The 26,992-nt window shown below is 61.5% G+C and carries 22 protein-coding genes and 3 pseudogenes; 8 read left to right on the top strand and 17 right to left on the bottom strand.

Annotation, left to right across the window (positions count from 1 at the left end):
* The 3 genes and pseudogenes from ABIB24_RS17570 to ABIB24_RS17580 form a co-directional block, all read left to right on the top strand.
* Window positions 1–231, top strand: a pseudogene (locus tag ABIB24_RS17570) (hypothetical protein); the annotation flags it as partial.
* 122 nt (window positions 232–353) lie between these two features.
* On the top strand, window positions 354–986 hold the full coding sequence (fabR, locus tag ABIB24_RS17575) for an HTH-type transcriptional repressor FabR (RefSeq protein ID WP_015271984.1): 633 nt from the start codon (window positions 354–356) through the stop codon (window positions 984–986).
* A 175-nt stretch (window positions 987–1,161) separates the two neighbouring features.
* Window positions 1,162–2,259 (top strand): AGE family epimerase/isomerase, encoded by a 1,098-nt coding sequence (locus ABIB24_RS17580; RefSeq protein WP_025340813.1) that lies wholly within the window; start codon window positions 1,162–1,164, stop codon window positions 2,257–2,259.
* Between the two features lie 98 nt (window positions 2,260–2,357).
* Here ABIB24_RS17580 and ABIB24_RS17585 read toward each other — a convergent pair whose 3' ends face one another.
* The 6 genes from ABIB24_RS17585 to ABIB24_RS17610 form a co-directional block, all read right to left on the bottom strand.
* Complete coding sequence (locus ABIB24_RS17585) at window positions 2,358–3,125, bottom strand: SDR family oxidoreductase (protein ID WP_025340814.1); 768 nt, start codon at window positions 3,123–3,125, stop codon at window positions 2,358–2,360.
* Between the two features lie 698 nt (window positions 3,126–3,823).
* Entirely contained in the window at window positions 3,824–4,540 is a 717-nt protein-coding gene (locus ABIB24_RS17590; RefSeq protein ID WP_015271986.1) for an ABC transporter ATP-binding protein, read from the bottom strand.
* The gene (locus ABIB24_RS17595) at window positions 4,537–5,412 is read right to left on the bottom strand and encodes an ATP-binding cassette domain-containing protein (protein WP_025340815.1); all 876 of its coding nucleotides are present in this window, start codon (window positions 5,410–5,412) and stop codon (window positions 4,537–4,539) included. The genes ABIB24_RS17590 and ABIB24_RS17595 overlap by 4 nt, the downstream gene beginning before the upstream one ends.
* Window positions 5,409–6,710 (bottom strand): high-affinity branched-chain amino acid ABC transporter permease LivM, encoded by a 1,302-nt coding sequence (livM, locus tag ABIB24_RS17600; protein WP_085663548.1) that lies wholly within the window; start codon window positions 6,708–6,710, stop codon window positions 5,409–5,411. The genes ABIB24_RS17595 and livM overlap by 4 nt, the downstream gene beginning before the upstream one ends.
* Window positions 6,711–6,712: 2 nt before the next feature.
* On the bottom strand, window positions 6,713–7,627 hold the full coding sequence (locus ABIB24_RS17605; protein ID WP_013974411.1) for an ABC transporter permease subunit: 915 nt from the start codon (window positions 7,625–7,627) through the stop codon (window positions 6,713–6,715).
* A 157-nt stretch (window positions 7,628–7,784) separates the two neighbouring features.
* Window positions 7,785–8,921 carry a branched-chain amino acid ABC transporter substrate-binding protein gene (locus ABIB24_RS17610; RefSeq protein WP_075046518.1) on the bottom strand — a complete coding sequence of 379 codons (1,137 nt, stop codon included), beginning with the start codon at window positions 8,919–8,921 and terminating at the stop codon, window positions 7,785–7,787.
* 524 nt (window positions 8,922–9,445) lie between these two features.
* Here ABIB24_RS17610 and pncB point away from each other — a divergent pair.
* Window positions 9,446–10,651, top strand: coding sequence for a nicotinate phosphoribosyltransferase (gene pncB, locus ABIB24_RS17615; protein WP_025340817.1), 1,206 nt, complete (start codon window positions 9,446–9,448; stop codon window positions 10,649–10,651).
* Window positions 10,652–10,654: 3 nt separating this feature from the next.
* Window positions 10,655–11,482, top strand: a complete 828-nt coding sequence (gene nadE, locus ABIB24_RS17620) for an NAD(+) synthase (protein WP_013974414.1) — start codon at window positions 10,655–10,657, stop codon at window positions 11,480–11,482.
* An 80-nt stretch (window positions 11,483–11,562) separates the two neighbouring features.
* Here the strand turns inward: nadE and azu are convergent, their stop codons facing one another.
* Window positions 11,563–12,012, bottom strand: a complete 450-nt coding sequence (gene azu, locus ABIB24_RS17625) for an azurin (protein WP_015271990.1) — start codon at window positions 12,010–12,012, stop codon at window positions 11,563–11,565.
* A 349-nt stretch (window positions 12,013–12,361) separates the two neighbouring features.
* Between azu and ABIB24_RS17630 the strand changes: the two genes are divergently transcribed.
* Entirely contained in the window at window positions 12,362–12,949 is a 588-nt protein-coding gene (locus tag ABIB24_RS17630) for a cytokinin riboside 5'-monophosphate phosphoribohydrolase (protein ID WP_137162504.1), read from the top strand.
* A 154-nt stretch (window positions 12,950–13,103) separates the two neighbouring features.
* Here the strand turns inward: ABIB24_RS17630 and ABIB24_RS17635 are convergent, their stop codons facing one another.
* Together ABIB24_RS17635 and ABIB24_RS26895 are read right to left on the bottom strand one after the other, a co-directional pair.
* Window positions 13,104–15,404 carry a YgiQ family radical SAM protein gene (locus tag ABIB24_RS17635; protein WP_025340820.1) on the bottom strand — a complete coding sequence of 767 codons (2,301 nt, stop codon included), beginning with the start codon at window positions 15,402–15,404 and terminating at the stop codon, window positions 13,104–13,106.
* A 540-nt stretch (window positions 15,405–15,944) separates the two neighbouring features.
* A pseudogene (locus ABIB24_RS26895) lies at window positions 15,945–16,051 on the bottom strand (DUF3077 domain-containing protein); the annotation flags it as partial.
* Window positions 16,052–16,505: 454 nt separating this feature from the next.
* On the opposite strand from ABIB24_RS26895, the gene ABIB24_RS17640 reads away from it, so the two are divergent.
* Window positions 16,506–18,185, top strand: a complete 1,680-nt coding sequence (locus ABIB24_RS17640) for an ATP-binding cassette domain-containing protein (protein ID WP_249352796.1) — start codon at window positions 16,506–16,508, stop codon at window positions 18,183–18,185.
* A 116-nt stretch (window positions 18,186–18,301) separates the two neighbouring features.
* Here the strand turns inward: ABIB24_RS17640 and ABIB24_RS17645 are convergent.
* Window positions 18,302–18,547: pseudogene (locus ABIB24_RS17645) on the bottom strand (DnaB-like helicase C-terminal domain-containing protein); the annotation flags it as partial.
* A gap of 293 nt (window positions 18,548–18,840) precedes the next feature.
* On the opposite strand from ABIB24_RS17645, the gene ABIB24_RS17650 reads away from it, so the two are divergent.
* Window positions 18,841–19,608 (top strand): RHS repeat-associated core domain-containing protein, encoded by a 768-nt coding sequence (locus tag ABIB24_RS17650; RefSeq protein ID WP_274119862.1) that lies wholly within the window; start codon window positions 18,841–18,843, stop codon window positions 19,606–19,608.
* A 190-nt stretch (window positions 19,609–19,798) separates the two neighbouring features.
* Here the strand turns inward: ABIB24_RS17650 and dnaB are convergent, their stop codons facing one another.
* From dnaB to rnr, 7 genes are all read right to left on the bottom strand, one after another.
* Window positions 19,799–21,196, bottom strand: coding sequence for a replicative DNA helicase (gene dnaB, locus ABIB24_RS17655; RefSeq protein WP_015271992.1), 1,398 nt, complete (start codon window positions 21,194–21,196; stop codon window positions 19,799–19,801).
* Window positions 21,197–21,309: 113 nt separating this feature from the next.
* Window positions 21,310–21,756: a 50S ribosomal protein L9 gene (gene rplI / locus ABIB24_RS17660; RefSeq protein ID WP_003249568.1), complete on the bottom strand. Its 447-nt coding sequence runs from the start codon at window positions 21,754–21,756 to the stop codon at window positions 21,310–21,312.
* Between the two features lie 20 nt (window positions 21,757–21,776).
* Window positions 21,777–22,640, bottom strand: a complete 864-nt coding sequence (locus ABIB24_RS17665; RefSeq protein ID WP_025340821.1) for a hypothetical protein — start codon at window positions 22,638–22,640, stop codon at window positions 21,777–21,779.
* Between the two features lie 33 nt (window positions 22,641–22,673).
* Window positions 22,674–22,904 carry a 30S ribosomal protein S18 gene (gene rpsR / locus ABIB24_RS17670; protein WP_003249563.1) on the bottom strand — a complete coding sequence of 77 codons (231 nt, stop codon included), beginning with the start codon at window positions 22,902–22,904 and terminating at the stop codon, window positions 22,674–22,676.
* Between the two features lie 28 nt (window positions 22,905–22,932).
* A complete protein-coding gene (gene rpsF, locus ABIB24_RS17675; protein ID WP_013974420.1) occupies window positions 22,933–23,358 on the bottom strand; it encodes a 30S ribosomal protein S6 in 426 nt (141 codons plus the stop codon).
* Between the two features lie 305 nt (window positions 23,359–23,663).
* Window positions 23,664–24,410, bottom strand: a complete 747-nt coding sequence (rlmB, locus tag ABIB24_RS17680) for a 23S rRNA (guanosine(2251)-2'-O)-methyltransferase RlmB (protein WP_003259007.1) — start codon at window positions 24,408–24,410, stop codon at window positions 23,664–23,666.
* On the bottom strand, window positions 24,407–26,983 hold the full coding sequence (gene rnr / locus ABIB24_RS17685; protein WP_025340822.1) for a ribonuclease R: 2,577 nt from the start codon (window positions 26,981–26,983) through the stop codon (window positions 24,407–24,409). Before rnr ends, rlmB begins: the two co-directional genes overlap by 4 nt.
* Window positions 26,984–26,992 lie beyond the last annotated feature (9 nt).

Here is a 26,992-nt window from a genome sequence, read left to right on the forward strand (position 1 = left end):
GTTGCCGAAGGTGGCTCCGATCGCCTGATCGAACGTAGTGGCCGCGTTGCCGAAGGTGGCTCCGATCGCCTGATCGAACGTAGTGGCCGCGTTGCCGAAGGTGGCTCCGATCGCCTGATCGAACGTAGTGGCCGCGTTGCCGAAGGTGGCTCGGATCGCCTTATCGAACGTAGTGGCCGCGTTGCCGAAGGTGGCTCCGATCGCCTGGTTGAACTCAGCCGTGTGAGCTGATCACCATGGCCGAAAAGAACAACCTCTGTCACAACACTTGCTCCCCTCCAGGCCCGGTCCATTGACCGGGCTTTGTTTTTTTAACTAGAGTGCCCAGCCTTACCGCCACAGAAGCCCGCACCATGCTGCCGCGCGCCGAACAGAAGCTACAGACCCGCCAGGCCCTGCTCGATGCCGCCTGCCAGCTCATGGAGAGTGGCCGTGGTTTCGGCAGTATCAGCCTGCGCGAAGTGGCGAAGACGGCCGGCATCGTACCCACCGGCTTCTACCGGCATTTTTCCGACATGGACGCCCTGGGCCTGGCCCTGGTTGCCGAGGTCGACACTACCTTCCGCCAGACCATCCGCCTGGTGCGCCAGAACGAATTCGAACTGGGCGGCATCACCGACGCCTCGGTGCGCATCTTCCTCGACGTGGTTGCCGCCCACCGTGCGCAGTTCCTGTTCCTCGCCCGTGAGCAGTACGGCGGTTCGCAGGCCGTACGCCAAGCCATTGCCCGCCTGCGCCAGGACATCAGCGACGACCTGGCCACCGACCTGGCGCGGATGAAGCGCTGGCAGCACCTGGATAGCGCCGCGCTGGCGGTGATGGCCGACCTGGTGGTGAAAACCGTGTTCGCCACCCTGCCAGAGCTTATCGACAGCCCCGAAGCGGGTTATCCACAGGCGTTGACGCCGCAGGAAAAGATCACCCAGCAGTTGCGCTTCATCTTCGTGGGGGCGCGGCATTGGCAGGGGTTGGGCAACCCGGGCTGATCGGTAGCCTGTGCCGGCCTCTTCGCGGGCATGCCCGCTCCCACAGATACCCCGCATTGCTCGAACCTTGTGGTGATCCTGTGGGAGCGGGCGTGCCCGCGAAGAGGCCGGCACAGGCTACCCACAACCCAGTTCTGCTACCATGGCGCCCTGCCCGACAGCGACGAGCGCCGAAATGTCCGACCCCCGCCCCACCCTGCCCGAACTGGCCCGCTTCAACCAGCACTTCGCCGAACGCATCGTGCCGTTGTGGCAAGGCCCGGGCTGGAACGCCGACATGGCCCTGCCCTACGAGGCACTGGACGCCCAGCACCAGCCATTGCCGGTGCAGCGCTACCGGGCCATGGCCTGCGCGCGTCAGCTGTACCTGTTCAGCAGCCGCATCGGGCAACCGGGCGCAGCCGAGCGTGCGGCCGCCTTGTTCCGCTCGCTGCAGAAGCACTTCCACGACGCCGAACACGGCGGCTGGTTCTACAGCATCGACGCCCAGGGCAAACCGCTGGACCGGCGCAAGGACCTCTACACTCACGCCTTCATCGTCTTCGCCTGTGCACATTACTGGGGCAAGGTGCGTGAAAACCTGGTGGAGTCCACGCTGAACGCCGCGCTGGACATCATCGACCAGCAGTTCGCCCGCGACGATGGCCTGTACGAAGCCAGCCTCGCTGAAGACTGGGCCGACCTTGGCAGCGGCCCGCTGCAAAACCCACAGATGCACCTGGCCGAAGCCTTCCTGCAGGTGCTGGCGGTGCGTGACGACGAGCATGCCCAGCAGTCGTTGCTGCACCTGTGCGAGGCGCTGCAGGAACACTTCATCGACCCCGCCCACGGCCTGATGCTGGAAAAGCCACGCGGCACTGTGGATAACTGGTTCGAGCCAGGGCACCAGTTCGAGTGGTTCTACCTGCTGCATACCTCGCCACTGCTGCGTGATACGCCGCTGCATGCGTCCATCGACCGGGCTTTCGGCTACGCCGAGCAGTACGGGGTGAAGGACACCGCGGTACTGGCGATGCTGGATGTGGATGGCCAGGTGCTCGACGCCACCCAGCGGATCTGGGCGCAGGCGGAATACCTGCGGGCGCTGGTGTTGCGGACAGGGGGCGAGGCGAAGCTGGCCGGGCAGTTGCAGGCGCTGGAAGCGCGGTTCCTGCGTGAGGCGGGCTGGTATGAGTGCCGGGATGGGCAAGGTAGTGTCAGCCGGCATGATATGCCTTCTACTACGCCCTACCACTTGGCGACTTGCCTGGAAGGGTTGCAGCGCCTGGGCTGACGCATTCGCGGGTGAACCCGCTCCCACAGGGATAGCGCCTGCTCTGAAACCGGTGCAGTACCTGTGGGAGCGGGTTTACCCGCGAAGAGGCCCTCGGATCAGTCTTTGACCGACCGGTCGATCGAGAACCCTGCCCAGTCCTGGCTCACCGGCATCAACTCGAGGCTGTTGATGTTGATATGCGCCGGCTGGTTGAGGATCCAGAAGATGGTCTCGGCAATGTCCTGCGGCTGGATCGGCTCGGCACCGGCGTAGGTGGCGTCGTATTTGGCCTGGTCACCGCCGAAGCGCACCAGCGAGAACTCGCTCTCGCACAGGCCCGGCTCGATGTTGCTCACGCGCACGCCCGTACCCCGCAGGTCGCAGCGCAGGCTCAACGAGAACTGGCCGACGAAGGCCTTGGTGCCGCCGTACACGTTGCTGCCCGGGTACGGGTAGTTGCCCGCCACCGAACCTACGTTGAGGATCGACGCCCCACGGCCATGGGCGATCAGCCGTGGCAGCAGCAGGCGGGTGGTGTACATCAGGCCCTTGATGTTGGTGTCGACCATGGTTTCCCAGTCGTCCAGGCTGCAGTTCTGCGCCGCGTCCACACCCAGCGCCAGGCCTGCGTTGTTGACCAGGCCGCGCAGCTTGTCGAAGCCGGCCGGCAAGTTGGCGATGGCCTGCTCCATGGCCTTGCGGTCACGCACGTCGAGCACCAGGCCATGTACTTCGGTCTTGGCCGACAGTTCGGCGCACAGGGCGTCCAGGCGCTCCTTGCGGCGGCCAGTGAGCACCAGCTTCCAGCCGGCTTCGGCGAAGCGGCGGGCAGTGGCCTCGCCGAAACCGGAAGTCGCGCCAGTGATGAATACGGTGGACGTCATGCTCTGTTCCTCACGGTGGATTGTCATCGGCAGGCTTGCAGCATGCCCGCGCCGGGCGCTTGCAGCAACCCGCCCGGGGCACTGTTCATTTTTTGATCATATGCGGCAAACCCTTGCAGCAGAGGGCTCGGCACCAGCTATGCGCATGTTATCCACAAGGCTTTCCCCACGGATTGGGGGCAACTTGTCCACGGTGCGGAACCCTTTCAGCGAATTGTGGTCGGTGGATATCTTTTCGGTGATGGCGCAAGGCTTTCAAGCATGCCGCCTGCAGCGGTCTGTCCAAGGTTTTTTCACAGGGTTATCCACAGGTTTTGCGCGCGCCTTGGAATGAATGCAGGGCTTTGAAAAACCTGGGAAAATCATCCACAAGTCGCCTGTGATCAAAAAATGATCATGAAGCTGCAGGGCTTGGTATCAAAGGGCTTGAGCGAGATGCCACCATGTTTTCCACAGGCGGTTCCACATTATCCGTGGAAAAGATCGGGCCTGTGGAAACAAGGGCTTGAGATGGGATGCTGGAGTGTATGGAGGCAGGCCCGCGACAAGTTGTCCACATTTGGAATCGGGGCTGCTTTGCAGCCCATCGCGACACAAGGCCGCTCCTACAAGGGGCCGCGATGCCACATGGAATCGCAGATCGCCTGTAGGAGCGGCCTTGTGTCGCGATGGGCCGCAAAGCGGCCCCCGCATGCAACTCAATGCCCGCCGAGATAGGCGTTACGCACTTCCTCGTTGACCAACAGCTCCTGCCCCGTCCCGCTCATGCGAATCTGCCCGTTGACCATCACATAAGCCCGGTCCGACAGTTTCAGCGCATGGTTGGCGTTCTGCTCCACCAGGAAGATGGTCATGCCGGTCTTGGCCAGCTCACGCAAGGTCGAGAAGATCTGCTTGACCACGATCGGCGCCAGCCCCAGCGATGGCTCATCCAGCAGCAACAACTTTGGCCGGCTCATCAGCGCGCGGGCAATGGCCAGCATCTGCTGCTCGCCACCGGACATGGTCATGGCCCTCTGGTTACGCCGCTCTTTCAGGCGCGGGAACAGCTCGTACATGCGCTGCATGTCTTCGTCGGCATGCTTGTCACCGATGGGGATGGTACCCATCATCAGGTTCTCCTCGACAGTCATGTCGGGGAACACCCGGCGCCCTTCCGGCGACTGGGCGATGCCGTTGGAAGCGATGTAGTGCGACGACTTGCGAGTGATGTCGGTGCCGCGGTACACGATATGCCCCGACGCCGCCCGCGGCTGGCCGAAGATCGACATCAGCAGGGTCGACTTGCCAGCACCGTTGGCGCCGATCAGGCTGACCGTCTCGCCCTCGTTGATGTGCATCGAGACCTTTTTCAGCGCCTGGATCGGGCCGTAGAACACGTCCAGATCCTTCAGTTCGAGAATGGGTGCACTCATACCAGTTCCTCTTCATCGGCACCCAGGTAGGCGGCGATCACCGTCGGGTTGTGGCGGATATCCTGCGGCGCGCCTTCGGCAATCACGTTGCCGTGGTCGAGCACCACGATATGGTCGGAAATGCTCATGACCATGCCCATGTCGTGTTCGATCAGCACCACGGTGATGTCGTGCTCGTCGCGCAGCACGCGGATCATGCGGCTGAGAGCTTCGGTTTCCTGTGGGTTCAGGCCAGCCGCCGGTTCGTCCAGGCAGATGATCTTCGGCCGCGTGCACATGGCCCGGGCGATTTCCAGGCGGCGCTGCTGGCCGTACGACAACTCGCCAGCCAGGCGGTTGGCGCAATCGACCAGGTCGACCACCTCCAGCCAGTAGAACGCGTGGTCCAGTGCGTCACTCTCGGCCTTGCGGTAGGCCTTGGTGTTGAGCACCCCGGCCAGCAGGTTGCGGTTGACCCACATGTGCTGGGCCACCAGCAGGTTCTCCACCACCGACATTTCCTTGAACAGGCGAATGTTCTGGAAGGTGCGTGCCAGGCCGGCGCGGTTGACCAGGTGGGTACCGCCGAACATCTTGTAGTACATGCGGTTGGCAAAGCGCGCCGGCGAGACGAAGTCCGCCACCTGGAAGCGCTCGCCGAGCAGCTGGATGACATTGGTGTGGCTGCCGCGCACGTTCAGCTCGATGCGCCCGCCACTGGCCTTGTAGAACCCGGTCAGGCAGTTGAACACGGTGGTCTTGCCCGCACCGTTGGGGCCGATCAGGGCGAAGATCTGGTTGCGCCGGACCTTCAGGCTGACATCGCTGAGCGCCTTGATGCCACCGAACTGCATCATCAGGTTGTCGACCGAGAGAATGATATCGTCGCTCATGGCGCCACTCCTTTACGCGGGGTCACACCGGTACGGCTGATGCGGATCAGCCCACGCGGTCGCCAGATCATCATCAGCACCATCAGCACACCGAACAGCAGCACGCGGTATTCGGAGAAGCTGCGCAGCAGCTCGGGCGCCACGGTCAGCACGAAAGCTGCGATCACCACACCCACGGTCGAGCCCATGCCACCGAGCACGACGATGGCGAGGATCAGCGCCGACTCGAAGAAGGTGAACGACGACGGGTTGACGAAGCCCTGGTAGGTGGCAAAGAACACCCCGGCCAGGCCGGCGGTGGAGGCACCCAGGGTAAACGCCGAAAGCTTGACCAGCACGTGGTTCAGGCCCATCGAGCGGCAGGCGATCTCGTCTTCGCGTAGCGCTTCCCAGGCACGGCCGACCGGCATGCGGGTCAGGCGGTGCTTGATGTACAGCACGGCCAGCACGACGGCGAACAGCACCGCGTAGATGAACACGAACTTGAGGTTGGCGTTGTATTCGAAGCCGAAGAACTCGTGGATCGGTACCCCGCCGTCCTTGGCCCTACGGCCGAACTCCAGGCCGAAGAAGGTCGGCGCCGGTGCCGGCATGCCGTTCGGGCCGCCGGTGAACGACAACCAGTTGTTCAGCACCAGGCGGATGATCTCGCCGAAGCCCAAGGTCACGATCGCCAGGTAGTCGCCGTGCATCCGCAACACCGGGAAGCCGAGTATGCACCCCGCCAGCGCCGCGGCGATGGCCGCCAGTGGCAGCACGCTCCAGAAGCCCAGGCCAAGGTACTGGTAACCCAGCGCCAGGCCGTACGCGCCGATGGCGTAGAACGCCACGTAGCCCAGGTCGAGCAGGCCGGCCAGGCCGACCACGATGTTCAGCCCCAGCCCCAGCAACACGTAGATCAGGCCGAGGATGACCACGGTCAGCAGGTACTTGTTGGCGAAGATCGGGAAGACGATGGCAATCACCACCAGCGCAGGGATGATATAGCGCAGCCGCGATACGTAGTTCGGCGCGCGCACATGCACGCCCGAACCACCGCTTTCGAAGCCCTGGAGCATGCGCGAGCCGGCGGCCGTCTGCAGGTACAGGCTGAGCAGGAAGCGCCCCAGCATCACCCCGCCGACCAGCCAGGCCACACGCCGCGGCTCGGCATTGAAGGTGTAGCCGTCGAGCACCACGCCGACCACAGGGCCAAACACGATGAGTGCCAGCAGGCCGGCGACGATCGTCTCCAGCAGGCTGCGTTTGATGTCGAAACTTCTGGTTTCAGTAACGGAGGCAGTTTTGGCAATGGACATGTTCACACCTTAGCCACGAGCGGGCGACCCAGCAGGCCTTGTGGGCGGAAGATAAGGATCATCACCAGCAGCGAGAAGCTGAACACGTCCTTGTAGTCGGAGTTGATCAGGCCAGAGAACAGCGACTCGGAAATACCCAGGATGATCCCGCCGAGCATGGCGCCAGGCAGCGAGCCGATACCGCCGAGCACCGCGGCGGTGAACGCCTTGATGCCGATGATGAAGCCGGCGTAGAAGTCGAAGGTGCCGTAGTTCATGGTGATCAGCACGCCGGCCAGGGCGGCCATCACCGCACCGATGACGAACACGTAGGAGATCACCCGGTCGGTGTTGATGCCCAGGATCGAGGCCATCTTGCGGTCTTGCTGGGTGGCACGGCACATGCGGCCGAGCTTGGTGTACTTGATCACGTAGGTGAGCAGGCCCATGCCAACGAAGGCTGCCACCAGGATGAAGATCTTGGTGTAGGTCAGTTGCACGAAGCCGGTGCCCACTTCGACACGCCAGGCACCTTCCAGCAGGGTTGGCACGCCTTGCTGGCGGGCACCCTGGCTGATCTGCGCGTAGTTCTGCAGGATCAGCGAGATGCCGATGGCACTGATCAGCGGTGCCAGGCGGGTGGAGTTGCGCAGGGGTTTGTAGGCGATGCGTTCGATGGTGAAGCCGTACACGCCGGTGACGACGATGGTGAACAACAGGGTGCCCAGCATCAACAGGGGGAACGACTCGATACCGAAATAAGCCAGCAATGCCAGGCTGATCGCCGCGAGGTACGCGGAAATCATATACACCTCGCCGTGCGCGAAGTTGATCATGCCGATGATGCCATAGACCATTGTGTAGCCGATGGCGATCAGGCCATAGACCGACCCGAGGGTCAGGCCGTTGACCAGTTGCTGCAGGAAAATACCATCCATAACGCAATCTCACCTGATTGAGATTGCACGAGCGCCGACCACGGCGGGCCTGGGACAAGGCGGCCCTCGCAGCGCAGTACTGTGCAGATCTACGGATAAAGACAGGTACCGCGGGGCTTTGGCCCGGGGGCTGACGCGCCCGGGCCGTGGGCCGTTGTTATTTTTGTTTTTCCAGCTGGTGGTACTTGCCTTGGGCATCCCACTGGTAGACCACATAGTCGGACACGGTCAGGTCACCCTTCTTGTCCCACTTTTTCTCGCCCATGACGGTCTGCACCGGGTTGGCCTTGAGCCACTCGGCAGCCGCTTCGCCCTTGTTCGACTTGGCGCCGTTGAACGCGGCAGCCAAGGCCTGCAGCGAGGCGTAGGCGTACAGGGTGTAGCCTTCAGGTTCGGTACCGGCCTTGCGGAACTCCTCCACCACCGCCTTGCTGTCCGGCAGCAGGCGCGGGTCGGCGCCGAAGGTCATGTACACACCATCGACGTACTGCGCGCCGCCGGCGGTGGACACCAGTTCGTCGGTGACGATGCCGTCATCGGACATGAACTTGACGTCCTTCAGGCCCTGCTCGCGCAGCTGGCGTACCAGCGGGCCGGCTTCCGGGTGCAGGCCGCCGAAGTAGACCACGTCGGCACCGGTGGAGCGGATCTTGGTGACGACGGCGCTGAAGTCCTTCTCGCCGCGGGTCAGGCCTTCGTACAGCACCGGCTTGACGCCGCGTTTCTCCAGCTGTGCCTTGGTCGCGTCGGCCAGGCCCTGGCCGTAGGTGTCCTTGTCGTGCAGCACCGCAACTTTCTTGCCCTTGAGCACGTCGACGATGTAGTCGCCGGCGACGATGCCCTGCTGGTCGTCACGGCCGCACATGCGGAACATGGCGCCCAGGCCGCGCTCGGTAACCTGTGGGTTGGTGGAGCCAGGGGTGATGGCGATGACGCCAGCCTCGTCATACACCTCGGAGGCCGGGATGGTGTTGGAGGAACAGAAGTGGCCGACCACGCCGATCACCTTGTCCTGGTCGACCAGGCGGTTGGCCACGGCCACGGCCTGCTTCGGCTCGCAGGCGTCATCGCCTTTGACCAGCACGATTTTCTCGCCGTTCACGCCACCGGCGGCGTTGATCTTGTCGGCCGCTGCCTGCGCACCTTTCATGTACTGCTCGCCAAACGCTGCGTTAGCCCCGGTCATCGGGCCCGCTACACCGATCTTGACGTCGGCCTGAACATACGAAGAAACACCCAGTGCCGTAGCTACGGCCAGAGCCAGGAAACCTTTCTTGTAAAACGTCTGCGACATGAGGTGGTGCTCCTAGAGTTTTTTTTGGTTGGCACTACAACTTCTCAGCCCTGTGCTCAGAGCAAGGGCCGTGCCATAGGTTTTGTCTTCCGGGAAAACACACTGTGCAGGTTGCCGGCAGGCGACCGACGGCCTTTTCTTTATTGAGCGTGCAACCGTCTGCCACGCGGCAGGCGCCACCACACGTACAGACAAGGAGCAACCATCGGGTGCCATCATTGCAACCCTGGCAAGTGTTTACGTGCAACCGCCCTGTAACAGCGGACGTCACCGAACTGCACACAGCTGGTGCGCGACTGCTACAGGCGGCACCGTTTCAAGGCTAGCTGGTGCACGAAAAAACACGCGGTTTTGGCAGATCCGGCCTCTTCGCGGGCTCGCCCGCTCCCACAGGTATTGCACCGTTCCTGAGCTCGGAGGTGTTCCTGTGGGAGCGGGCAAGCCCGCGAAGAGGCCGGAACAGCCACACGAGGCGCAAAAGGCTGGCACAATGTCCGCCATTCGCCGCTTCCGGAGCCCCATTGATGAGCGAGAGCGCATTCGCCGAGCGCATCGTGCACAACCTGCTCGACACCGACTTCTACAAACTCACCATGATGCAGGGCGTGCTGCACAACTACCCGGACGCCGACGTCGAGTGGGAATTCCGCTGCCGCAACGGCGAGGACCTGCGCCCCTACCTCGGCGAGATCCGCAACCAGCTCGAACTGCTCAGCGACCTCACCCTGGATGACGGCCAGCTGGCATTCCTCGAACGTATCAGCTTCCTCAAGCCTGACTTCCTGCGCTTTCTGCGCCTGTTCCGCTTCAACCTGCGCTACGTACGCCTGGGGATAGAAAACGACCAGCTGTTCCTGCGCCTGAAAGGCCCGTGGCTGCATGTGATCCTGTTCGAAGTGCCGCTGCTGGCGATCATCAGCGAAGTGCGCAACCGCCATCTGCACCCGCGCATGCGCCTGGCCGAGGCCCGCGACCAGCTGTACCGCAAGTTCGACTGGCTGCGCGCACATGCCAGCGACGATGAACTGGCCGAACTGCAGGTGGCCGACTTCGGCACCCGCCGGCGCTTTTCCAGCCGTGTGCAGGAAGAAGTGGTGCGTGTGCTGCGCGACGATTTCCCGGGCCGCTTCGTCGGCACCAGCAACGTCGACCTGGCATGGAAACTGGATATCAAGCCGCTGGGCACCATGGCCCATGAATGGATCATGGCCCACCAGCAACTCGGCCCGCGGCTGATCGACAGCCAGATCGCCGCGCTGGACTGCTGGGTGCGCGAGTACCGCGGCCTGCTCGGTATCGCCCTGACCGACTGCATCACCATGGATGCCTTCCTCGGCGATTTCGACCTGTACTTTGCCAAGCTGTTCGACGGCCTGCGCCACGACTCGGGCGAACCGGTGGCCTGGGCGGAAAAGGCCATTGCCCATTACCAGAAACTGGGTATCGACCCGATGACCAAGACCCTGGTGTTTTCCGACGGTCTCAACCTGACCCGCTCGCTGGAAATCTTCCGTGCCCTGCGCGGTCGCATCAACGTCAGCTTTGGCATCGGCACCAACCTGACCTGTGATATCCCGGGCGTGGCCCCGATGAGCATCGTGCTTAAAATGACCGACTGCAACGGCGCGCCGGTAGCGAAGATCTCGGACGAAGCCGCCAAGACCCAATGCCGCGACGAGAACTTCGTCGCCTACATGCGCCATGTATTCAAAGTCCCCAGCAAGGAGTAACCCATGCAAGCGGTTCAGCAAGAGATTGCCCAGGCGCTGAAGGTACAGCCGCCATTCGCCGACGCCGCCGCGCTCGAGGCCGAAGTGGCCCGGCGCGTGGCGTTCATCAAGGATTGCCTGGCCAACGCCCGGCTCAAGACCCTGGTGCTGGGCATCAGCGGCGGCGTCGACTCGCTGACCGCCGCCCTGCTCGCCCAACGCGCCATCAACGAGCTGCGCGCCGAAACCGGCGACAAGGCCTACACCTTCATCGCCGTGCGCCTGCCTTACCAGGTCCAGCATGACGAGCATGACGCCCAGGCGTGCCTGGAAGTGATCAAGGCCGACGAAGTGCACACCGTGGATATCGCCCCGGCAGTACGGGCGCTGGCGGCTGAAGTGGTGGAGTTGAAGAACGGCTCGCCGACGCTGGTGGACTTCGTGGTCGGCAACGTCAAGGCGCGTACCCGCATGGTCGCCCAGTACACCATCGCCGGTGCCCGCGCGGGCCTGGTGATCGGCACCGACCACGCCGCCGAGGCGGTGATGGGGTTCTTTACCAAGTTTGGTGATGGTGCCTGCGACCTGGCGCCGCTGAGCGGGCTGGTGAAGAACCAGGTGCGGGCGATTGCGCGCAGCTTCGGTGCGCCGGAGTCACTGGTGGAGAAGGTGCCGACTGCGGACCTGGAAGACCTGGCGCCGGGCAAGCCGGACGAAGCCTCCCATGGCGTGACTTACCAGCAAATCGATGCCTTCCTGCATGGGCAGCCGGTTGACCAGGAAGCGTTCGATATCATCGTCGCCACCTACCGCAAGACCCAGCACAAGCGCGAACTGCCGTTCGCCCCTTGATCAGGCTGTAGAAAGACCTGTGGGAGCGGGTTCATCGGGGCGCCGAACCCGCTCCCACAGGATTCACCGTCAGCCTTTGATTACTTGACGACGACCTTGCCCTTCATCATCGAGATGTGGCCCGGGAAGGTGCAGAAGAAGCTGTAGTCGCCACCGGCTTCCAGCTTGGTAGCGTCGAACTTCACCTCGGTCTCCTTCTCAGGAGCACCAATCATCTTGGTGTGGGCGATGATCGCGGCGTTGTCAGCTTTGATGTAGTCCTTTTCCAGACCCTGGCTCATGCCTTCGGTGGCAATGCCCTGCATGTCGGCAGTCTTGCTGATCACCAGGTTATGGCCCATGACGTTCTTCGGCAGGTTGCCGGAGTGGGTAAGTTTGACGGTGAATTCCTTGCAGCTCTTGTCGACGGTGATTTCCTTGGTGTTGTAGGACATCTGGTCGGTGGAGTCGACAGTCACCGAGCACTCGGCTGCGAAGACAGAGGCGCTGGCGAGGGTCAGCAGGGATACCGCTACAGCTTTCGCAAACATCATGAATCTCCTTGGCAGGGTTTTATCAATTGCGAGACTGCCTGAAACCGTTCAGCCCCTTGCTGATATGGGTCAAGGGGCTGTCAAGAGGCCAGCCAGTAGAATTGTTCAATGGATTGTATACAACCAATTCAAGGGCACATCATGCCCTTTTATTGGACGATGGGACAACCTCTCATTTAGGAGCAATACGAAATGACCCTTGGTAGCCTGATGAACAGCCTGCTGGCGGCCTACGCCCATGGAGCGACCGGCGCCATCTGCGAATTCTCCCGACCGGAGTGAAACCAGCCTTGGAACTGTAGGACATGGGCCTTACCCTGTCAGCCTGAGTGACTGGAGATGAGCAATGCCCGTACGTTCCGTTTGTGTGTTCTGCGGCGCCAGCATTGGTGCCAACCCCGCCTACCGTAAAGCAGCCATCGCGCTGGGCCAGGCGATTGCCCGTCGCGGCCTGACCCTGGTCTATGGCGGTGGCGCGGTCGGCCTGATGGGCACCGTCGCCGACGCGGCCATGGCGGCCGGTGGCGAAGTGATCGGGATCATCCCCGAGAGCCTGATGAATGCCGAAATCGGCCACAAGGGCCTCAGCCGCCTGGAAGTGGTCGACGGCATGCACGCGCGCAAGGCACGCATGGCCGAGCTGAGCGATGCCTTCATCGCCCTGCCCGGTGGGCTGGGTACGCTGGAGGAGTTGTTCGAGGTATGGACCTGGGGCCAATTGGGCTATCACGCCAAGCCGCTGGGGCTGCTGGATGTGAACGGCTTCTACGAGAAGTTGGGCGGGTTCCTCGACCATATCGTCGAAGAAGGCTTCGTGCGGCCGCAGCATCGGGCTATGTTGCTGCTGGGGCAGCAGCCTGATGAGCTGCTGGACGGGATGGACAGCTTTGTTGCGCCGGTGGCGCCGAAGTGGGTCGACAAGAAGCCTGACTGAAGCTGAGATTTTTGGGACCGCTTTGCGGTCCATCGCGACACAAGGCCGCTCCTACACCGACCGTGAGCCCCCCGGAATTGGCGGGTTTGCACGGTCATTGTAGGAGCGGCCTTGTGTCGCGATGGGCTGCAAAGCAGCCCCAAGAATCGCCCAGTTAACGCGGGATCACCGGCTGACGCGGCTTCTTGTTGCCCTTGCCACCCTTGGCCGCTTCCTTGCGCTCCTTGGCCGCCTGCTGGTTACGCGCAAACGCTTCGGCCTTGGCTTTTTCACGCTTGTCCCACGGTTTGCTGCCATCACTGCCACGCGGCGGCAGGCCGGTGTGCTGGGTAAGAACCTTCTGCTCCTTGCCCACTTTGTGGCTACCCGCAGGGGTCGAGTTCTTGCGGCGTGCACTCTGGTAGGTATCGGTCTGCGGCTGGTGCAGCGGGATCAGCTGGTGCTTGCCCGGCCCGATCAGGTCGGCGCGGCCCATGCGCTGCAACGCCTCACGCAGCATCGGCCAGCCCTTCGGGTCGTGGTAACGCAAGAACGCCTTGTGCAGGCGGCGCTGCTCCTCGCTCTTGACGATATCCACACCTTCGCTCTTGTAGGTCACCTTGCGCAGCGGGTTCTTGCCCGAGTGGTACATGGCAGTGGCCGAGGCCATCGGCGACGGGTAGAACGCCTGCACCTGGTCGGCACGGAAGCCGTTGCCCTTCAGCCACAGGGCCAGGTTCATCATGTCTTCGTCGGTGGTGCCCGGGTGCGCGGCGATGAAGTACGGGATCAGGTACTGCTCCTTGCCCGCCTCTTTCGAGAACTTCTCGAACATGCGCTTGAAGCGGTCATAGGTGCCGATGCCCGGCTTCATCATCTTGTCCAGCGGGCCACGCTCGGTGTGCTCCGGGGCAATCTTCAGGTAACCGCCGACATGGTGGGTGACCAGTTCCTTGACGTACTCCGGCGACTCCACCGCCAGGTCATAACGCAGGCCAGAGGCAATCAGGATCTTCTTCACACCCGGCAGGGCACGAGCCTTGCGGTACAGCTCGATCAGCGAGCTGTGGTCGGTGTTGAGGTTTTCGCAGATGCCCGGGAATACGCACGACGGCTTGCGGCAGTGCTTCTCGATGTCATGGCTCTTGCAAGCGATGCGGTACATGTTGGCAGTCGGGCCGCCAAGGTCGGAGACCACGCCGGTGAAGCCCGGCACCTTGTCACGCATCTCTTCGATTTCGTGCAGGATCGACTCGTGCGAGCGGTTCTGGATGATGCGGCCTTCGTGCTCGGTGATCGAGCAGAAGGTGCAGCCACCGAAGCAGCCACGCATGATGTTCACCGAGAAACGGATCATCTCGTAGGCCGGGATGCGCTCCTTGCCGTAGGCCGGGTGCGGCACACGGGCATAGGGCATGCCGAACACGTAGTCCATTTCCTCGGTGCTCATGGGGATGGGTGGCGGGTTGAACCACACATCCACTTCGCCATGCTTCTGCACCAGGGCGCGGGCGTTGCCCGGGTTGGTCTCCAGGTGCAGCACCCGGTTGGCATGGGCATAGAGTACCGGGTCGTTACGCACCTTCTCGAACGACGGCAGGCGGATCACCGACTTTTCCCGGGTCATGCTCGGGCTGTCGAGAATCTGCACGACCTTGGCTTCGTTCGGGTCCTCCTGGTCGCCCTTGGCCTGCTCGATGGCACAGGCCTGGGTGTCCTGGGTATTCACGTACGGGTTGATGATCTTGTCGACGCGGCCCGGGCGGTCGATGCGGGTCGAATCGATCTCGTACCAGCCCTGAGGCGTGTCACGACGCACGAAAGCAGTGCCGCGCACATCGGTGATGGTCTCGATCTTCTCGCCGTTGGACAGGCGCTGGGCCACCTCGACCACCGCGCGCTCGGCGTTGCCGAACAGCAGTATGTCGGCGCTGGCGTCGATCAGGATCGAGTGGCGGACCTTGTCCTGCCAGTAGTCGTAGTGGGCGATGCGGCGCAGCGAGGCCTCGATGCCGCCGAGCACGATCGGCACATGCTTGTAGGCTTCCTTGCAGCGCTGGCTGTACACCAGGCTGGCGCGGTCCGGACGGCTGCCGGCCAGGCCACCAGGGGTGTAGGCGTCGTCGGAACGGATCTTCTTGTCCGCTGTGTAGCGGTTGATCATCGAGTCCATGTTGCCCGCGGCCACGCCGAAGAACAGGTTCGGCTCGCCGAGCTTCATGAAGTCGTCTTTCGACTGCCAGTTCGGCTGGGCGATGATGCCCACGCGGAAGCCTTGGGCCTCCAGCAGGCGGCCGATGATGGCCATGCCGAACGACGGGTGGTCGACGTAGGCATCACCGGTCACGATGATGATGTCGCAGGAATCCCAGCCGAGCAGATCCATCTCCTCCCTGCTCATCGGCAGGAAAGGTGCTGGCCCGAAGCATTCGGCCCAGTACTTGGGATAGTCGTAGAGTGGTTTGGCTGCTTGCATGTCAGTGACCGGTTCTGGTGTGCAGGGAAATCGCGGGCGCGGAATATAGCACAAATTTTGACCAAATCCGACTGGATTCGTGGGGATTGGTGGGGTGGGCGACGGTTGGGGATGGGTCGCCAAGTGCCTGGCTTTGTGTTTGCGGTGGTGCGCCAATCGAGCGCCGCTCGCGCGGCGCTTCGCGGGACAAGCCCGCTCCCACATTTGTTGCAACGTGACCATGCCTGTGAGGCCATGGTTGTCGGTCTTGGCGCATGACTGAAGAAATGCGGGGCGGCAGCCGCGCCAACATGGAGATATCGTCAAACCAACAAAGCGGGCAACCATGGCCCGACAGGCATGGTCACGTCGCAACAAATGTGGGAGCGGGCTTGCCCCGCGAAGCGCCGCGCGGGCGGCGCTCGATATCACAGGCGCAGAAACTGCTACGGCGAACACCTGGAGGCCTTCATGCAAACTGAAGCCAAGCCCTCATTGCTTCATACCCAACTCAGCATCATCCATCAGCCCGGTGATGGTCATAACCCATCAACTCTGACGGTCCCTGCACGGGATGCCGGGTTCGATGCGGAACAGCGGATGGGTACCGTGCTCGCCCTGGTAGAAAGTGGTCTCGCCAACGGTGAACCGGGGTCTTCTGTTGTCATTGTTCAATCCCCTGGAATTTCTCTGATGCCTGGGTCGGCCTCTTCGCGGGCATGCCCGCTCCCACAGGATCACCACAGGCTTCAAGACCTGCACCGTACCTGTGGGAGCGGGCGTGCCCGCGAAAGGGCCCGATCAGGCGACATATCGATGAAGTCTTATCGTAGGCAACTGCCCATGGACTGGGTTGTATTCAAGGAAAGGGGGATCGAGGGGGGATCGAGGACAATCTTGAGCATGGCGTAATCTCGTCTGATTCCGAAAGGACAGCCACAACATCACTTGCATTTGATGTGTGGCGGCGCCTGTCAGATCGAGCGCCACCCGGATACATTTCCAAACGCTTGGCAGGCAGACAACCATCCGAACTTGTTGAAAGATACAACCTTCCAGCGCCACTCCGCTCCAGGCCCTCTCCAGCCAATCAGGCCCGGCATTTCATCTCCTGCAGAGCGCATGCAAAGTCATATGCATATCTATCCAGGCATCTTCGCCGCCCTGAGCGCAACATTAGTACTGAAAATCGCGACCGTCGTACCTGCCCTGATCCTGGCTGACATTATTGACAACCTGTCCACCTCGGCCTCGCCTCCCCAGCTTTTGCTCGGAGCCTTCATATGCCTTGTCGCATTACAAGCCTCACTGACCCCTTTGCAAGCCTGGTGCCTAGCGCGGCTCTGCCAAGAACGCGTGAAGCAACTATCCATCCGCTGGTGCCGAGCATTGCTGGACAAACGCTTCGAGGCCTATGGACAACTCCATGGAGGAACACTGGTAAAGGTTCTGGATAGAGGAATAACGGCACAAGAGCGGTGGTTAGGTTTTCTGATTGGCTCGGCATGGCCGGTGCTGGCTGAAGCTGTGGTGCTGGTCACGCTGTTCGCATACCTCGGGGCTACCTCGGTATTGATCGGCCTCGTCCCCTTGAGCTTGGCGTATCTGTGGGCAAACGATCGCCTGGTGCGCTGGCGTCGCCCCCAGATCGAGGCAGTCAACTCGCGGGAAGACGAACTGGCGGAACAATGGGTAGATACCTTCGCCAGCGCGTCAACGGTCAAGCTGGAGAAGGCTGAGGATGCAGCAATGATTCCCGTCAACCAGACACTGTCGGGCTATGCCGACTCAGCGGTAGGGGTTGCCTACAGTGGCGGATGGCTTCAAGGACTGCGTACTCTGTTCATTGGCCTGGGCAGTGGTGGTTTGCTCTTGTGGGGTATCCATGATCAATCTCAGGCAACACCGCATTTAAGCCTGGGCGAGCTTGTTGCCCTCTTTACTCTGGTGAGTGGATTGCTCGCAGGCGTTGCACAACTGGCGGAAGCCTGGCGAGTACTCGACCAGTTCCGGCTCGACAAACGCAAGCTCGAACACTGGCTTCAACTCCCTGTGTTCGGCCCGACACTTTCCATAGAGACAGAGCCCCAAAATGAAAACGCAGGGCTTCGCATTACCCCCTGCCAACTCAGCGCTCGAAACGCGCTGCAACTGCAGATCGATGAGCCCTTGGTGCTACGTGCGGGAGAACGGGTCGCGCTGGTTGGGCCCAGCGGGTGTGGTAAGTCGACACTTCTGCATGCGCTGGCAGGAACGGTATTCCAGTTGCGTAGGCATGTTCACTTGCACGGCAGGTGCCTGGCTGCGCTCGACGCTTGTGAGCAGTTCAGCCGTTTACGACTCTGCCCTCAGGATACGCACTTCCTACCCGGCCCACTGCCCCGCGCAGTGCTGTTCGAGCATGCTCATGATCGCGCTCAAATCGAACGATGGCTTGAACGACTGGGCCTGAGCAAAGACTGGTACGAACTTGATCTGGATGCACGCGCAGAATCCATTTCGGGTGGAGAAGCACGCAGGCTGACGTTGCTACGCCTCCTAAATCAGCCAGGCGAATTCAATTTCTTTGACGAACCCACAGCTGGGCTTGATGCCGGATCGGCTGCGCGTACCTGGGATCTGCTGTTCGAAACATTCCGAGGGAGGGGGCTGATATGCGTGACGCATGATCAGAATGCCCTGTCACGTTTTGATCGGGTGATCACCATGAGCGAGGGACGGATAGTCAGCCAAGTGAAAGCAAAGATCGCTCATAACGCTGAGCTAGCCGGCGATCCGCACACCCTGCGGGAGCGGCTTTAGCCGCGAACACCGGCGCAGCCGGTGCCGGCTAACGCGGTGGATTCTTCACGGCTAAAGCCGCTCCCACAGGGTTTCTGCTAACTCAGTGAATCATGCGCAACTTCATGAAACGGGCGTTACTCGTCATCGTCGAAGTTGTACATACCCGGCGCAAGGTTCTCGAAGCGGGTGTACTTGCCGATAAACGCCAGGCGCACAAAGCCGATGGGGCCGTTACGCTGCTTACCGATGATGATTTCCGCCACGTCTTTGTGCTCGGTCTCGGGGTGGTACACCTCGTCGCGGCACACAAACATGATCACGTCGGGGTCCTACTCGATTGCGCCGGATTCACGCTAGTCGGAGTTCACCGGGCGTTCGTTCGCATGTTACTCAGCGAGTGATTCAGCGTTGTCGATTTTATCTCCCTAGCATTTTTGTCAGTACCACGACGCCACTTTTTGAAATATGGTTAATATGAAGACTCCGCTACCAACGGTAACGAGCGAGGGTAAAAATGCGCCTATTTTATTGCAATAACGCCTTATCCCATATTCTGCACACCTCCACAAGCGATTCCATTTTCAGAGCCCAAGCAATCAACCTATCGATAAAAGATACTCAAAACACCCAACGACTCATAGGCGTTGACTTATTTAATTCCACATCCTTGGTAATGTGTTTGGGGTATTTTGTACCTTGCCATCTTAGCGCGTTTGGATTCAGCCCCCCCTCTGACATTGGATGGGGTTTTAAAGGCGAACGGGAAGACTCGATCAGCAACGGCTACCTACTCGGAAATGGCCGTAGGCTTTATAGTCCTTCACTAATGCGATTCACAAGCCCAGACGCTCTAAGCCCGTTTTCGAAAGGCGGCCTTAACCACTATGCATTCGCCTTAAACGACCCGATCAACAATAGTGACCCAAGTGGTGAATTCACTATCAACCCAAGAAATTTCTTAATCAAGCTTTTCACGAAGAAAATTTATAAAGGCAGTATAGCGTGGCAACACGACGGCTTAACCGCTTATTCTGGACCACCGCGAAAAGACGGAAAGCTCAGCACACTTTACATCAGCGGCCACGGAGACTCTGGCTATGTCATAGGAGACCAGTACAAATACTCAGCATCAAACCTTTATGCCAGACTTGAGCAAGAAGGGATTAAAATGAAATCCAGACAAACGCATTTCCTAACTTGCAATTCCGCCGCCCCCGAAAGCCCTCAAGGTCGGTCCCTGGCTGAAGATATGGCCGAACTAACCGGCGCCCAATCCTCTGGCTACCATAAGGGCGTCAACGTCTATGGTGTGGCTGACAAAAACGGACAGTATGTAGATCGCCTGCTCAGAATACCCTTATTTGATTATTTCTATGGAGTGACATCAACGAAAACGAGGCAGGGCAATATTCGAAACCCCCAAAAAGCAAAAGAGCCCTGAAACTGGCGTTGATAACTTGCGGATTGTCAGCCAGATAGAAACAGGCTCCGCAGTCGTTTGAAGTTTGAAAGACGACGCGACTCCTGGAGCGACCTTATGTCACGAAGCGGCCGCAGTCAGGCGACAGAGCACTTCTAAGGCTTTGCGTTCGATCGTTACACAAAGCCTCCTTCCTACGTAGGGCAATGGCTTATTCATCATCATCGAAGTTGTACATACCCGGCGCCAGGTTCTCGAAGCGGGTGTACTTGCCGATAAACGCCAGGCGCACGAAGCCAATGGGGCCGTTACGCTGTTTACCGATGATGATTTCCGCCACGCCCTTGTGCTCGGTCTCGGGGTGGTACACCTCGTCGCGGTACACGAACATGATCACGTCGGCGTCCTGCTCGATCGCACCGGATTCACGCAAGTCGGAGTTCACTGGGCGTTTGTTCGGGCGCTGTTCCAGGGAGCGGTTCAGCTGCGACAGGGCGATGACCGGGCAGTTGAATTCCTTGGCCAGGGCCTTGAGCGAGCGGGAGATCTCGGAAATTTCGTTGGTCCGGTTGTCGCCGGCCGAACCCGGGATCTGCATCAGCTGCAGGTAGTCGACCATGATCATGGCGATTTCGCCATGCTCACGGGCCAGGCGGCGGGTACGGGCGCGCATTTCCGAGGGGCTGATGCCGGCGGTATCGTCGATGAACAGCTTGCGGTCGTTGAGCAGGTTCACCGCCGAGGTCAGGCGCGGCCAGTCGTCGTCGTCCAGCTGGCCGGAACGCACCTTGGTCTGGTCGATACGGCCCAGGGACGAAAGCATACGCATGATCAGCGATTCACCTGGCATCTCGAGGGAGAACACCAGCACCGCCTTGTCGGTACGCAGTACGGCGTTTTCCACCAGGTTCATGGCGAAGGTGGTCTTACCCATCGACGGACGGCCCGCGACGATGATCAGGTCGGCTGGCTGCAGGCCGCTGGTCTTCTCGTCGAGGTCGGTGAAGCCGGTGGACACGCCGGTGATGTCACTGTCGGAGTTGAACAGCGTGTCGATGCGGTCGATGGCCATGGTCAACAGTTCGTTGACCCCCACCGGGCCGCCGGTTTTCGGGCGGGCCTCGGCGATCTGGAAGATCTGCCGCTCGGCGTCGTCGAGAATCTCTTCGGCGTTGCGCCCTTGCGGGTTGAACGCGTTGTCGGCGATATCGGTACTGATGCTGATCAGCTGGCGCAGGGTGGCGCGCTCGCGAATGATCGCGGCGTAGGCCTTGATGTTGGCTACCGACGGGGTGTTCTTGGCCAGCTCGGCCAGGTACGCCAACCCACCGACTTGCGAAGAAAGGCCTTCCTTGTCCAACTGCTCGTGCAGGGTCACCACGTCGAATGGCTGGTTGGCGTCGGCCAACTTGTGCACGGCACGGAAGATCAGGCGGTGGTCATGCCGGTAGAAGTCGCCATCCGATACCTGGTCCAGCACCCGCTCCCAGGCATTGTTGTCCAGCATCAGGCCACCGAGCACGGCCTGTTCGGCCTCGATGGAATGCGGCGGCACCTTCAGGGCTGCGGTTTGCAGGTCTAGCTGTTCGGAGGTGGTGATCTCGTTCATGGCCACGAAAGAATTCTGGAGGATGAAAAAGACAAAGGGCACGGCCTGTCGAAAACAGGACCGTGCCCGATGTTAACCGCCTGACCCACAAGGAGCCAGCCAGTCAGCGCAGCTTAGGCAGCTACGACGACCACGCGTACGGTGGCTTCAACGTCGCTGTGCAGGTGCACGGCTACGTCGTATTCGCCAACCTGACGGATGGTGCCGTTCGGCAGACGAACTTCAGCCTTGGCCACTTCAACGCCGGAGGCGGTCAGGGCGTCAGCGATGTCGTGGGTGCCGATCGAACCGAACAGCTTGCCTTCGTCGCCAGCGGTGGCAGTGATGGTCACTTCCAGCTCGGCCAGTTGGGCAGCGCGGCTTTCAGCCGAAGCTTTCTTGTCAGCAGCTGCTTTTTCCAGCTCGGCGCGACGCTCTTCGAACGCAGCCAGGTTGGCGGCGTTGGCAACGGTGGCCTTGCCGAATGGCAGCAGGAAGTTACGGCCGTAACCAGCCTTAACTTTTACTTTGTCGCCCAGGTTGCCCAGGTTAGCGACTTTTTCCAGCAGGATCAGTTCCATTTGGTAAAACCTCTTAACTTTTAACCTTCACCGTTCGCGGAGTCATTCCCCTTGGGGGACTTGCGACCGCGAAAATCAATCAGGCTGTCGACAATGGCCAAAACCACCAGCAACGGATAAATCAGCTGCATGATCAGCGGCAACGTCACGTACATGCCCACCAGCCAGAAACCGGCCAGTCGCCCCTGCGCCACCAGCCCGTGCATCAAGGCGATGCCGGCCAGCACCAGTACCAGGCTCGACGCCGATGCCAGGACGATGAACTGCGGCCCGATGAACGGGGCCACCACCATCACTGCCACCAAGACCGCCATGGTCTGTTTCGGCAACCTCAGCGCGCGAAACTCGCGACCGAAGCCTCCAGGGTTGTACAACGCTGCCTGCCAGTAGCGCGCCAGCACCAGGGCCAGCACACTGAACAATTGCACCGTCACTGCTGTGGAAGCGACCAGCACAGGGCGGATCAGCTCACCGGAGAGCACCGGTTGCCCCTCGATTTTCGGCATGGCTTCGGCAAACGCCTTGGCCAGCACATCGAAGGTTTGCGCCAGCGCCAGATCGAGCACGAGGCTGAAAGCCACGGCGAACACGGCACTGACCAGCAACACCCGGCTCCAGGGATGCTCGGCGCGCAACAGCGCAGCCAGGCCCAAGGCACCCGCAATCACCAGAAAGGTGATGGGATCGCCCATGACCCACACGGCCAGCCCGGCCAGCAGGCCGCCGGCGATGACCGTTGTAGCATCCTTGAACCCACGCCGCAGCAGCACAAGGCTGCCGGCAGCGGCACTCAACCAGAACAGCAGCGGCAGTACCGCGCTGATGACCACCACCAGGGTGGCCTGCACACGACCGCGCATGATGAAACTTGCTAACGCTCGCATGCTAATCCCTTACTGCTTGTCGACGACCCGGTCTCAGCGGCCGTGGCTGTCGGTGTAGGGCAGCAGGGCCAGGAAGCGGGCGCGCTTGATAGCGGTAGCCAGCTGACGCTGATAACGAGCTTTGGTACCGGTGATACGGCTTGGAACGATCTTGCCGGTTTCGGATACGTAAGCTTTCAGGGTGTTGAGATCTTTGAAGTCGATCTCTTTCACGTCTTCAGCAGTGAAGCGGCAGAATTTACGACGACGGAAGAAACGTGCCATTTAATAGGCTCCTCTAAAGGTCCGTGGATTACTCGTCAGCGTTATCGCTGGAGTCGCTGTCATTGCTGTCGTCGCCGTCGGCGGATTCAGCATGCTCAGGACGCTCACGACGCTCACGGCGCTCGCTGCGGTTTTCTTCAGCCTTCAGCATCTCGGACTGGCCGGTAACGGCTTCGTCGCGACGGATGACCAGGTTACGGATAACGGCATCGTTGTAGCGGAAGTTGTCTTCCAGCTCGGCCAGGGCCTTGCCGGTGCACTCAACGTTCAGCATCACGTAGTGAGCCTTGTGAACATTGTTGATTGCGTAGGCCAGTTGACGACGGCCCCAGTCTTCCAGGCGGTGGATCTTGCCACCATCTTCTTCGATCAGCTTGGTGTAACGCTCAACCATGCCGCCGACTTGCTCGCTCTGGTCCGGGTGAACCAGGAAGATGATTTCGTAATGACGCATGAATGCTCCTTACGGGTTAGTAGTCTGCCAGCGAATCTGGTCAGACAAGGAGTGAATGACACTGTATGTCTTGCACGGAGGGGAGGCACATGCGCGCCTGCCAGCTCGGCAAGGGGCGCAATTGTAGAGAAGGCGAGGCGTACAAGCAAGGTGATTGGTGAATATTTGAACAGCCTGAAACACATTACAGACTGCCGGCCCTTTCGCGGGTAAACCCGCTCCCACAGATACCCCACAGGGCTTAGGCCTTGTGCGATCCCTGTGGGAGCGGGTTTACCCGCGAAGAGGCCGGTACAGGCTGAAGATCAGCGCTTGGCCTGACGCTGACGCACAGCCTCGAACAGGCACACGCCAGTCGCCACCGACACGTTCAGGCTGCTGACACTACCGCCCATCGGCAACTTCACCAGGAAATCGCAATGCTCGCGGGTCAGCCGGCGCATGCCCTTGCCTTCCGCGCCCATGATCATCACCAGCGGCCCGGTCAGGTCCTGCTGGTAGATTTCCTGCTCGGCCTCGCCGGCGGTACCTACCACCCACAGGCCACGCTGCTGCAGTTTTTCCAGGGTGCGCGCCAGGTTGGTCACGGCCACCAGCGGGATCACCTCCGCAGCGCCACAAGCCACCTTGCGCACGACCGGCGTCAGGGTTGCGGACTTGTCCTTGGGCACCACCACTGCCGTGGCACCGGCGGCATCGGCGGTACGCAGGCAGGCGCCAAGGTTGTGCGGGTCGGTCACTCCATCCAGCACGAGGATCAGCGGTGGTGTTTCGGTGCGCTCGAGCAACTCCTCCAGCATCAACTCGCCCCAGACCTGGCTCGGGCTCACCTCGGCGACCACACCCTGATGCACGCCCTCTACCCAGGCATCCATCTCACGGCGCTCGGCCTGGCCGACCGCCACGCGATTTTCCGCGGCCAGCGCCAGCAGCGCCTGCAGGCGTGGCTCGCTACGCCCTTCCGACAGCCAGATCTGCTTGACCCGCTTCGGATGGTGCTGCAGCAATGCCTGCACGGCGTGCACGCCGTAGATCTTTTCCAGCTGACTCATGACTTGCTCTTGCTCTTGCGTGGCGCGCCGGACTTCGACGGGCCTTTACGGTGCTTGGTCGGCTTGCCGGATGCCTTGCCACCCTTGTCCGACTTGCTGCTGGCATGGCCGCCACTGCGCGCCTCGCTCATCAGCGCCTTCTTCATTTCGCGGCTCTTGCGTACTTCGGCGTTACGCTGCACAGCGTCTTTCGGGAAGTACGCCTCGGCGGTCTCGCTCTTGCGGCTGCGCGGCTTCGGCGTGGCCTTGGCCTCGACCGGGGCCTGCTCGGCCTGGCCGGCAGCCGGTGCGGCGCCACGTTGCTTGCGGCCGATCGGGGCGGCGAGGGTCTTTTCCGACACTTCGAAGTCGATCTTGCGCTCGTCGAGGTCGACGCGCATGACCTTGACCTCGATCGTGTCGCCCAGGCGGAAGCTGCGCCCGGTACGCTCGCCAGACAGGCGGTGGTGCACCGGGTCGAAGTGGTAGTAGTCGCCCGGCAGCGCACTGACGTGCACCAGGCCTTCCACGTAGATATCGGTCAGCTCGACGAACAGGCCGAAACCGGTCACCGCGGTGATCACACCCGGGAAAGTCTCGCCCACGCGGTCCTTCATGAACTCGCACTTGAGCCAGTTGACCACGTCACGGGTAGCTTCATCGGCCCGGCGCTCGGTCATCGAGCACTGCTCGCCAAGCTGCTCGAGGGTGTTCTCGTCGTACGGGTAGATGCGCGCCTTGGGGATGCTCATGGCGCCGGCACGCTTGACGTGCGGGGTTTCGACCCTGGAACGGATGATGCTGCGGATGGCGCGGTGCACCAGCAGGTCCGGGTAGCGACGGATCGGCGAGGTGAAGTGGGTGTACGCCTCGTAGTTCAGGCCGAAGTGGCCGTTGTTGTCGGTGCTGTACACCGCCTGGCTCAACGAGCGCAGCATCACGGTCTGGATCAGGTGGAAGTCCGGGCGCCCGGCGATGCTCGCCAGCAGTGCCTGGTAATCCTTCGGCGACGGGTCCTTGCCCTTGTGCAGGGTCAGGCCCAGTTCGCCCAGGAAGGCGCGCAGCTTTTCCAGACGCTCCGGCGGCGGGCCGTCGTGCACGCGGTACAGGGCCGGCACGCCATGCTTCTGCAGAAATTCGGCGGTGGCCACGTTGGCCGCCAGCATGCATTCCTCGATCAGCTTGTGGGCGTCGTTGCGCACGGTCGGGCGGATTTCCGCGATCTTGCGCTCGTCACCGAAGATGATGCGGGTTTCCTGGGTCTCGAAGTCGATCGCGCCACGGGTGTGACGGGCCTCCACCAGCACCTTGTACAGGTTGTACAGGTTCTTCAGGTCCGGCACGACTGCCTTGTACTCCTCGCGCAGCGCCTTGCCCTCACGGGTGCGGGAGTGCTCGAGCATACTGCTGACCTTGTTGTAGGTCAGGCGGGCGTGGGAGTGGATGACGCCTTCGTAGAACTGGTAGTCGACCATCTGGCCGGCTTTGTTCATGGTCATTTCGCAGACCATGGCCAGGCGGTCGACATGCGGGTTCAGCGAGCACAGGCCGTTGGACAGCTCTTCGGGGAGCATCGGTACCACGCGCTCGGGGAAGTACACCGAGTTGCCGCGCTGCTGGGCCTCGACGTCCAGGGCCGAACCCAGGCGCACGTAGCTGGACACGTCGGCAATGGCCACATACAGGCGCCAGCCGCCGGAGAACAGGCGCAGCTTGCCCAGCGGTTCGCAATAGACAGCGTCGTCGAAGTCGCGAGCATCCTCGCCGTCGATGGTGACGAACGGCAGGTGGCGCAGGTCAACGCGCTTCTCCTTGTCCTTCTCTTCGACTTCGGAGCGGAACTTGCGCGCTTCCTTGATCACGTCTTTGGGCCAGACGTGCGGGATATCGTAGCTGCGCAGGGCAACGTCGATTTCCATGCCCGGCGCCATGTAGTTGCCGATGACCTCGACCACATCGCCTTGCGGCTGGAAGCGCGGGGTCGGCCAGTGGGTGATCTTGATCTCGACGAACTGGCCAATCTTGGCACCGCCGTTGCGCCCGGCAGTGACCAGCACTTCCTGCTGGATCTTCGGGTTGTCCGGGGTCACGTAGCCGATACCGCCTTCTTCGAAGTAACGGCCGACCACGCTTTCGTGGGCACGGGAGATGATTTCGACCAGCACGCCTTCACGGCGGCCACGGCGGTCGACGCCAGAGACGCGGGCAAGGCCGCGGTCACCGTCGAACACCAGGCGCATTTGCGACGGGCTGAGGAACAGGTCTTCGCTGCCGTCGTCCGGAATAAGGAAGCCGAAGCCGTCGCGGTGACCGGAGACGCGGCCGCAGATCAGGTCCAGCTTGTCTACCGGGGCATAAGTGCCGCGCCGGGTATAGATAAGCTGGCCATCGCGCTCCATTGCACGCAGGCGGCGGCGCAGGGCTTCGATCTGGTCTTCGTCGTAAAGACCGAACTCGGCCGCCAGCTCCTCGCGTGCGGCCGGTTCGCCACGGTCGGCGAGGCGCTGCAGGATCAGCTCACGGCTGGGAATGGGGTTGTCGTATTTTTCCGCTTCGCGAGCGGCCTCGGGATCGAGGGATTGCCAATCGGCCATCAGAAGGGG

This window comes from Pseudomonas sp. UYEF17 (assembly GCF_040546125.1).
In the GTDB taxonomy this organism is placed as follows: Bacteria; Pseudomonadota; Gammaproteobacteria; order Pseudomonadales; family Pseudomonadaceae; genus Aquipseudomonas; species Aquipseudomonas putida_Z.